4 protein-coding genes are annotated in these 5,505 nt (G+C 75.1%); 2 read left to right on the forward strand and 2 right to left on the reverse strand.

What is annotated here, in order from left to right; translation table 11 throughout:
* Positions 1-230: 230 nt before the first annotated feature.
* Positions 231-1,211 (forward strand): acyl-CoA dehydrogenase family protein, encoded by a 981-nt coding sequence (locus ACZ7MY_RS42680; protein WP_499611690.1) that lies wholly within the window; start codon positions 231-233, stop codon positions 1,209-1,211.
* Positions 1,212-1,224: 13 nt separating this feature from the next.
* Here the strand turns inward: ACZ7MY_RS42680 and ACZ7MY_RS42685 are convergent, their stop codons facing one another.
* Both ACZ7MY_RS42685 and ACZ7MY_RS42690 read right to left on the reverse strand, forming a co-directional pair.
* A complete protein-coding gene (locus ACZ7MY_RS42685) occupies positions 1,225-3,945 on the reverse strand; it encodes a SpoIIE family protein phosphatase (protein WP_499611693.1) in 2,721 nt (906 codons plus the stop codon).
* 170 nt (positions 3,946-4,115) lie between these two features.
* A complete protein-coding gene (locus ACZ7MY_RS42690) occupies positions 4,116-4,742 on the reverse strand; it encodes a histidine phosphatase family protein (RefSeq protein WP_499611695.1) in 627 nt (208 codons plus the stop codon).
* 384 nt (positions 4,743-5,126) lie between these two features.
* Here ACZ7MY_RS42690 and ACZ7MY_RS42695 point away from each other — a divergent pair, with 384 nt between their 5' ends.
* A complete protein-coding gene (locus ACZ7MY_RS42695; protein WP_499611697.1) occupies positions 5,127-5,414 on the forward strand; it encodes a hypothetical protein in 288 nt (95 codons plus the stop codon).
* Positions 5,415-5,505 lie beyond the last annotated feature (91 nt).

Here is a 5,505-nt window from a genome sequence, read left to right on the forward strand (position 1 = left end):
TTGCTGCCGTCTGCCGAGGGGGCGGACTTCGTCCGGGCCCTGGGCCGCATGTCGGCGGTCCGGGCCGGGGCCGTGGCGGAGGCGTGTGGCGGTCGGAGTGTGCGGGGGCCTTGGCCGGCGGGGGAGCTCGTCCATGGGTTGATGCCGCCTGCCGAGCGGGCGGACTGCGTTCGCAGCGTGGACCGCGTGCCGGCGGCCCGTGGGGCGTGGTCGGCGGGGGGAGGGCGGCCGTGAGGTTCCTGCCGTCCGCCGAGCAGGCGGACTTCGTCCGCAGCCTGGACCGGATGCTCGCGGCCGCCGGGACGCCCGGGACGGCCCGGGCCTGGGCGGCGGGGGAGCACGGGCCGGGGCGGCGGCTGTGGGCGCGGCTGGCCGGTGCCGGGCTCTTCGCGCTGGCCGTGCCGGAGGCGTACGAGGGCCACGGGGCGCGTCCCGTCGAGCTCGCCCTCGCCTTCGTGGAGCTGGGGCGGCACGCCGTGCCCGGGCCGCTCGCCGAGACGGTGGCCGCGGCCGCGCTCCTGGAGGCGCTGCCCGACCCGGGGCCGGCCGAGGAGTGGCTGCCCCGGATCGCCGAGGGGCGGGCCCTGCTCGGTCTCGCCGATCCGGAGGGCGGCCACGCCCTCGACGCCGACGCCGCCGACGGCGTCCTGCTCGTGAGCGGGGACCGGCTCCTCCTGGCCCGCGAGCACGGTCCGCCGCTGGCCTCCCTCGACCCCGTGCGGCGCCTGGCCCGGCCGCGGCAGGACACCGCGGCGGTGCTGGCCACCGGGCCCGCCGTCGGGGCCGCGGCGGCCCGCGCCGCCGACCGGGCGGCCCTCGTCACGGCGGCCCAGGCGCTCGGCGTCGGGCTCGCGCTGCTGGCCCGCACGGTCGAGCACGTACGGCGGCGCCACCAGTTCGGCGTCCCGGTGGGCTCCTTCCAGGCCGTCAAGCACCGGCTGGCCGACACCCTGATCGCCCTGGAGTTCGCCCGGCCGCTGCTGTACGGCGCCGCCGTGACCGGCACCGGCGCCGACGTCGCCGCCGCGAAGGTGGCGTGCGGTGAGGCCGCGTACCGGGCGGCGCGCACCGCGCTGCAACTGCACGGCGCCATCGGCTACACCGCCGAGTACGACCTGTCCCTGTGGCTGACCAAGGCCCGCGCGCTGCGCTCCGCCTGGGGCACGCCCGCCCGCTGCCGGGCGCGGGTGCTGGCGGAGACGCCCCTGTGAGCCCCCGGCGCCTTCACCGCGTCGTGGCGTCGACCGCGCCCGTCAGCCGCATGCCCGCGGCAAGGGCGCGGTCCGCCCAGGCGGGCAGCGGCTGCTCGGCCCAGATCACCTTGCCCCAGGGGGTGTAACGGGTGCCCCAGCGCTCGGCGACCTGGGCGACGAGGAACAGCCCGCGGCCGCCCTCGTCGGTGGTGGCGGCGTAGCGCAGGTGCGGCGAGGTGCTGCTGCCGTCGGACACCTCGCAGGTCAGGGTGCGGTCCAGCAGCAGCCGCACCCTGATGGGCGCGGAACCGTAGCGGATCGCGTTGGTGATGAGTTCGCTGAGCACCAGCTCCATGCCGAACGCCAGTTCCGACAGGCCCCACTCGTCCAGCTTCTCGGCGACGGCGGCCCGCATCCCCGACACGGCCGCGGGATCGACCGGCACCTCCCATTCGGCGACGTGGTCGGCGGGCGTGGCGCGGGTGCGGGCGATGAGGAGGGCCACGTCGTCCTTGGGGCGGCCGGGCAGCAGCGCCTCCAGCACGGCCTGGCAGCTCTCCTCGGGCGGCCGGTCCGGGTGGGCGGCCAGGGCCCGCCCCAGCATCTCCATGCCGACGTCGAGGTCCCGGGTGCGGTCCTCGATCAGCCCGTCGGTGTACAGGACGAGCTGCGTGCCCTCCGCCAGCTCCAGTTCCGCGGTCTGGAACGGCATGCCGCCCAGGCCCAGCGGCGGCCCGGCCGGCAGGTCGGGGAACTCCACACCGCCGTCGGGGCGCACCAGCGCGGGCGGGTGGTGTCCGGCCCTGGCCATCGCGCAGCGCCGCGAGACGGGGTCGTAGATGGCGTACAAGCAGGTGGCGCCCATGACGCCGGCGCCGACACCGGTGCCGGACTCGTCCTGGTCGATGCGCCCGACCAGGTCGTCGAGGTGGCCGAGGAGCTCGTCGGGCGGCAGGTCGAGGGTGGAGAAGTTGTGCACGGCGGTGCGCAGCCGTCCCATGGTGGCGGCGGCGTGCAGCCCGTGCCCCACGACGTCGCCGACGACCAGCGCCACCCGGTTGCCCGGGAGCGGGATGACGTCGAACCAGTCGCCGCTGACGCCGGACTGCGCGGGCAGGTAGCGGTGCGCCACGTCCAGCGCGCTCTGCTCGGGCAGCGCGCGCGGCAGGAGGCTGCGCTGCAGGGTGACGGCCAGGGCGTGCTCGCGGGTGTAGCGGCGTGCGTTGTCGATGTTGATCGCGGCCCGGGCCACCAGTTCCTCGGCGAGCGAGAGGTCGTCCTCGTCGAACGGCTCCGGCTTCTCGGACCGCCAGAAGTTGGCGATGCCCAGCACCACGCCGCGGGCCTTGAGCGGGGCCGCGATCAGCGAGTGGATGCCGTAGCCGACGACCCGGTCGGTGCGCTCGGGGTCCTGGGCGAGCCACCCCGGGTCCGAGGACAGGTCGGGGACGATCTCGGAGCGGCCGCTGCCGAAGCCGCGCGCCTGCGGGGTGGAGGGCAGGAAGTCGATCAGCTTGCCGAGCGGGTAGAGCGGGGCGTCGGAGCGGATCCCGTTGACGGCCGTACGGCGCATGTCGGAGCCGGCGGCGCCGCTCGGCTCCTCGCCGCGCAGCACCGGGTCGGCCAGGTCGACGGTGACGAAGTCGGCGAAGCGCGGCACGGCGACCTGGGCCAGCTCCTCGGCGGTGCGCACCACGTCGAGGGTCGTGCCGATGCCCAGGCCCGCGTCGTAGAGCAGCTTGAGGCGTCCCCTGGCGGCCTCGGCGCGGCCGGACAGCGCCCGCAGCTCGGTGGAGTCGCGCAGGGTCGCGATGGAGCACTTGGGGCCGCCGTGGCGGCCGTTGGTGGGACGCTGGTTCACCGCCAGCAGGCGGTCGCCGGCCGGGAGCACCTCGTCGGTGGCCACCCGCCCGGAGGTCAGCAGCTCGACCGTGCCGGGGTCGAGCCCCGCGAGGTCCGGGATCCGCCGGCCCTCGGCGTCCGGGGCGAGGTCCAGCAGGCGCTTGGCCTCGTCGTTGGCGAGGAGCAGCCGACCGTCGGCGTCGACGATGAGCACGCCCTCCCGTACGGAGTGCAGCACCGTGTCGTGGTGCTCGTACATGCGGGACATCTCGGCCGGGTCCAGGCGGTGGGTCTGCCGGCGCAGCCGTTTGGCGACCAGGGCCGTGCCGCCCATGGCCAGGGCGAGCGCGGCGGCACCGGCGCCGAGGATGATCGGCAGCTGCTTGGCGACCACACCGGTCACGCTCTTGACCTTCATGCCGGCCGACACCAGTGCCACGACCTTGCCGTGCGGGTCGTCGACGGGGTCGAAGACGGGCACCACGGCCTGGACCTCGTGGCCGAGCGGACCGTGCACGCTCTCGGTGTGGACCCTGCCCTGCAGGGACGGCTCGATGGTGCCGACGAACCGCCGGCCGATCCGGTCGGGGATCGGGTGCGTGTAACGGATGCCGGAGGTGTCCATCACCACGATGAAGTCGACCCCGGCCTCCTTGCGGGCCAGTTCGGTGATCGGCTGGAGGGTCTTGGAGGGGTCCGGTTCCTTCAGCACCTCGTCCAGGCCGGGGGAGCGCGCGAAGGTGCCGGCCGCCGCGATGGAGCGGTTGACGGCCTCCCGCTCGCCGTCGTGCCGGGACTGCAGGACGAGCGCGAACACGCCGCACGCGACGAGCAGCACGACGATCGCCACCTGCAGGATGAACACCTGTCCGGCGACGCTCCGCGGGCTCTTCTCGGTCAGTGACCGCATTGACACGCCCCGAATCGGTCGAAAACGTCGACCATGTCGACATTTCTAACACTGCCCGGGATCGCGCTGCCATAGGCCACAAGGTCCCCCGACCGGTGCCCGGGCCCGGTGCCCCGGCGCCCGCCGCGGCGCCGGGTCCGGTGTCCGGCGAGGGAACGGGGCGACCGCCCTCAGAAGTGCAGCTCGGCCGGGAAACCGGTCCAGCGCAGCTCCTCCGGGAGGTGCCGCATGTCGTTGAAGAGCAGCACCGAGTTCGGGCGGCCGGGGGTGTAGCGGATCACCGTCAGGGCGGCGTTGGCGTGGTTGAGGCTGAGCCAGCGCCAGCGGGGCGCGTCCAGCGCCGCCGAGACCAGCCAGCCGATCAGGAAGTTGTGCGTCACGACCAGCTCGTGGTGCGCCTTGCCCGCCGCCATGGGCCCGGCGAACCGGGTCAGCGCCTCGGCGGCCAGCTGCGGCCCCCAGGCGCGCTCCTCGGGGGAGAAGTGGTCGAGGAAGCGGGAGAGGTAGTACGCGCTGTCCGGCGGCAGCTCGGACTCCGCGGGGAAGTACGGCGGGTAGTCCCCGGCGAGTTCGTGGGGCGCCACGGGCACCCCGCTCCCCAGTTGTTCGCCGATCATCGCGGCGGACTGCGCGGCCCTGGGCAGCGGACTGTGGTGGACGGCGGAGATCGGGGAGCCCTTCAGCCGCTCGCCGAGGAGCCCGGCCTGCCGGAAGCCGTTCTCCGTGAGTCCGCTCTCGTCCGGCAGCGCCTCGGCGTGCCGGGTGAGGTAGAGGTAGCGGCTCGCCGTTGCGGTCATGCCCTGCCCCTCTCGGGTGTCGACGACGATGGTTGTCCTGCGCGCGGTCGTCGCGTGGGGCGGGGGCCGTGCGGAGGGACGCTCCGGACCCCGGTGACGCGGCGGTCGCATGTGGCGACGCCCGGCGCACGGGCCGCGGTTCCCGCCGCGCCGCGGGCGGCACACCGCAGGATGATCCCATGAGCGGGAAGTATGTCCACCCCGCTCGGCGGCCCCCGGTGAGGGCGCACGGTGGTCCGCGCGACACCGAGGGGGGCGCGCGCCGCCCCGGGGGCCCGGGCGTCACCCGGGCCGCGGGCAACGGCCGTTGACGCGGGGATGCGGCGCGCGCCCACCGCCTTACGATGAGGGAACGGGCCGTCGCCGAGACCGCGGGAGGCCGCCATGGGCAGGACGAGGGCGACCGCACGTCACTACGGGCTGTACGGGCTCGCCGCGGCGGTCGCGGTGGTGGTCGCGGTCGGGCTGGGCGTGCCGATCGGCGCGATCTTCATCCTCGCCGTGGCGCTGATGTGCCCGCTGATGATGTTCGTGATGCTGCACGCCCTACGCGGGCCCGGGGCCCACCGGCACCCCGTCGTCGAGGCCGTCGGCAGCGTCGCGGGCCGCCGCCGCGGCCGGTCTTCCGACCCGCGTACGCCGGCCCTTGAGTCACGTGACGACACGCGCTAGCTGTATTGATCACGAGCGTTGTTGACACCTGCGGGGGCTTGATCAAGGCGAAGACCTCCGGTGTGGTGGAGCTGTCTAGGACTGCACCACA

The organism is Streptomyces sp. NPDC111520 (assembly GCF_055635295.1).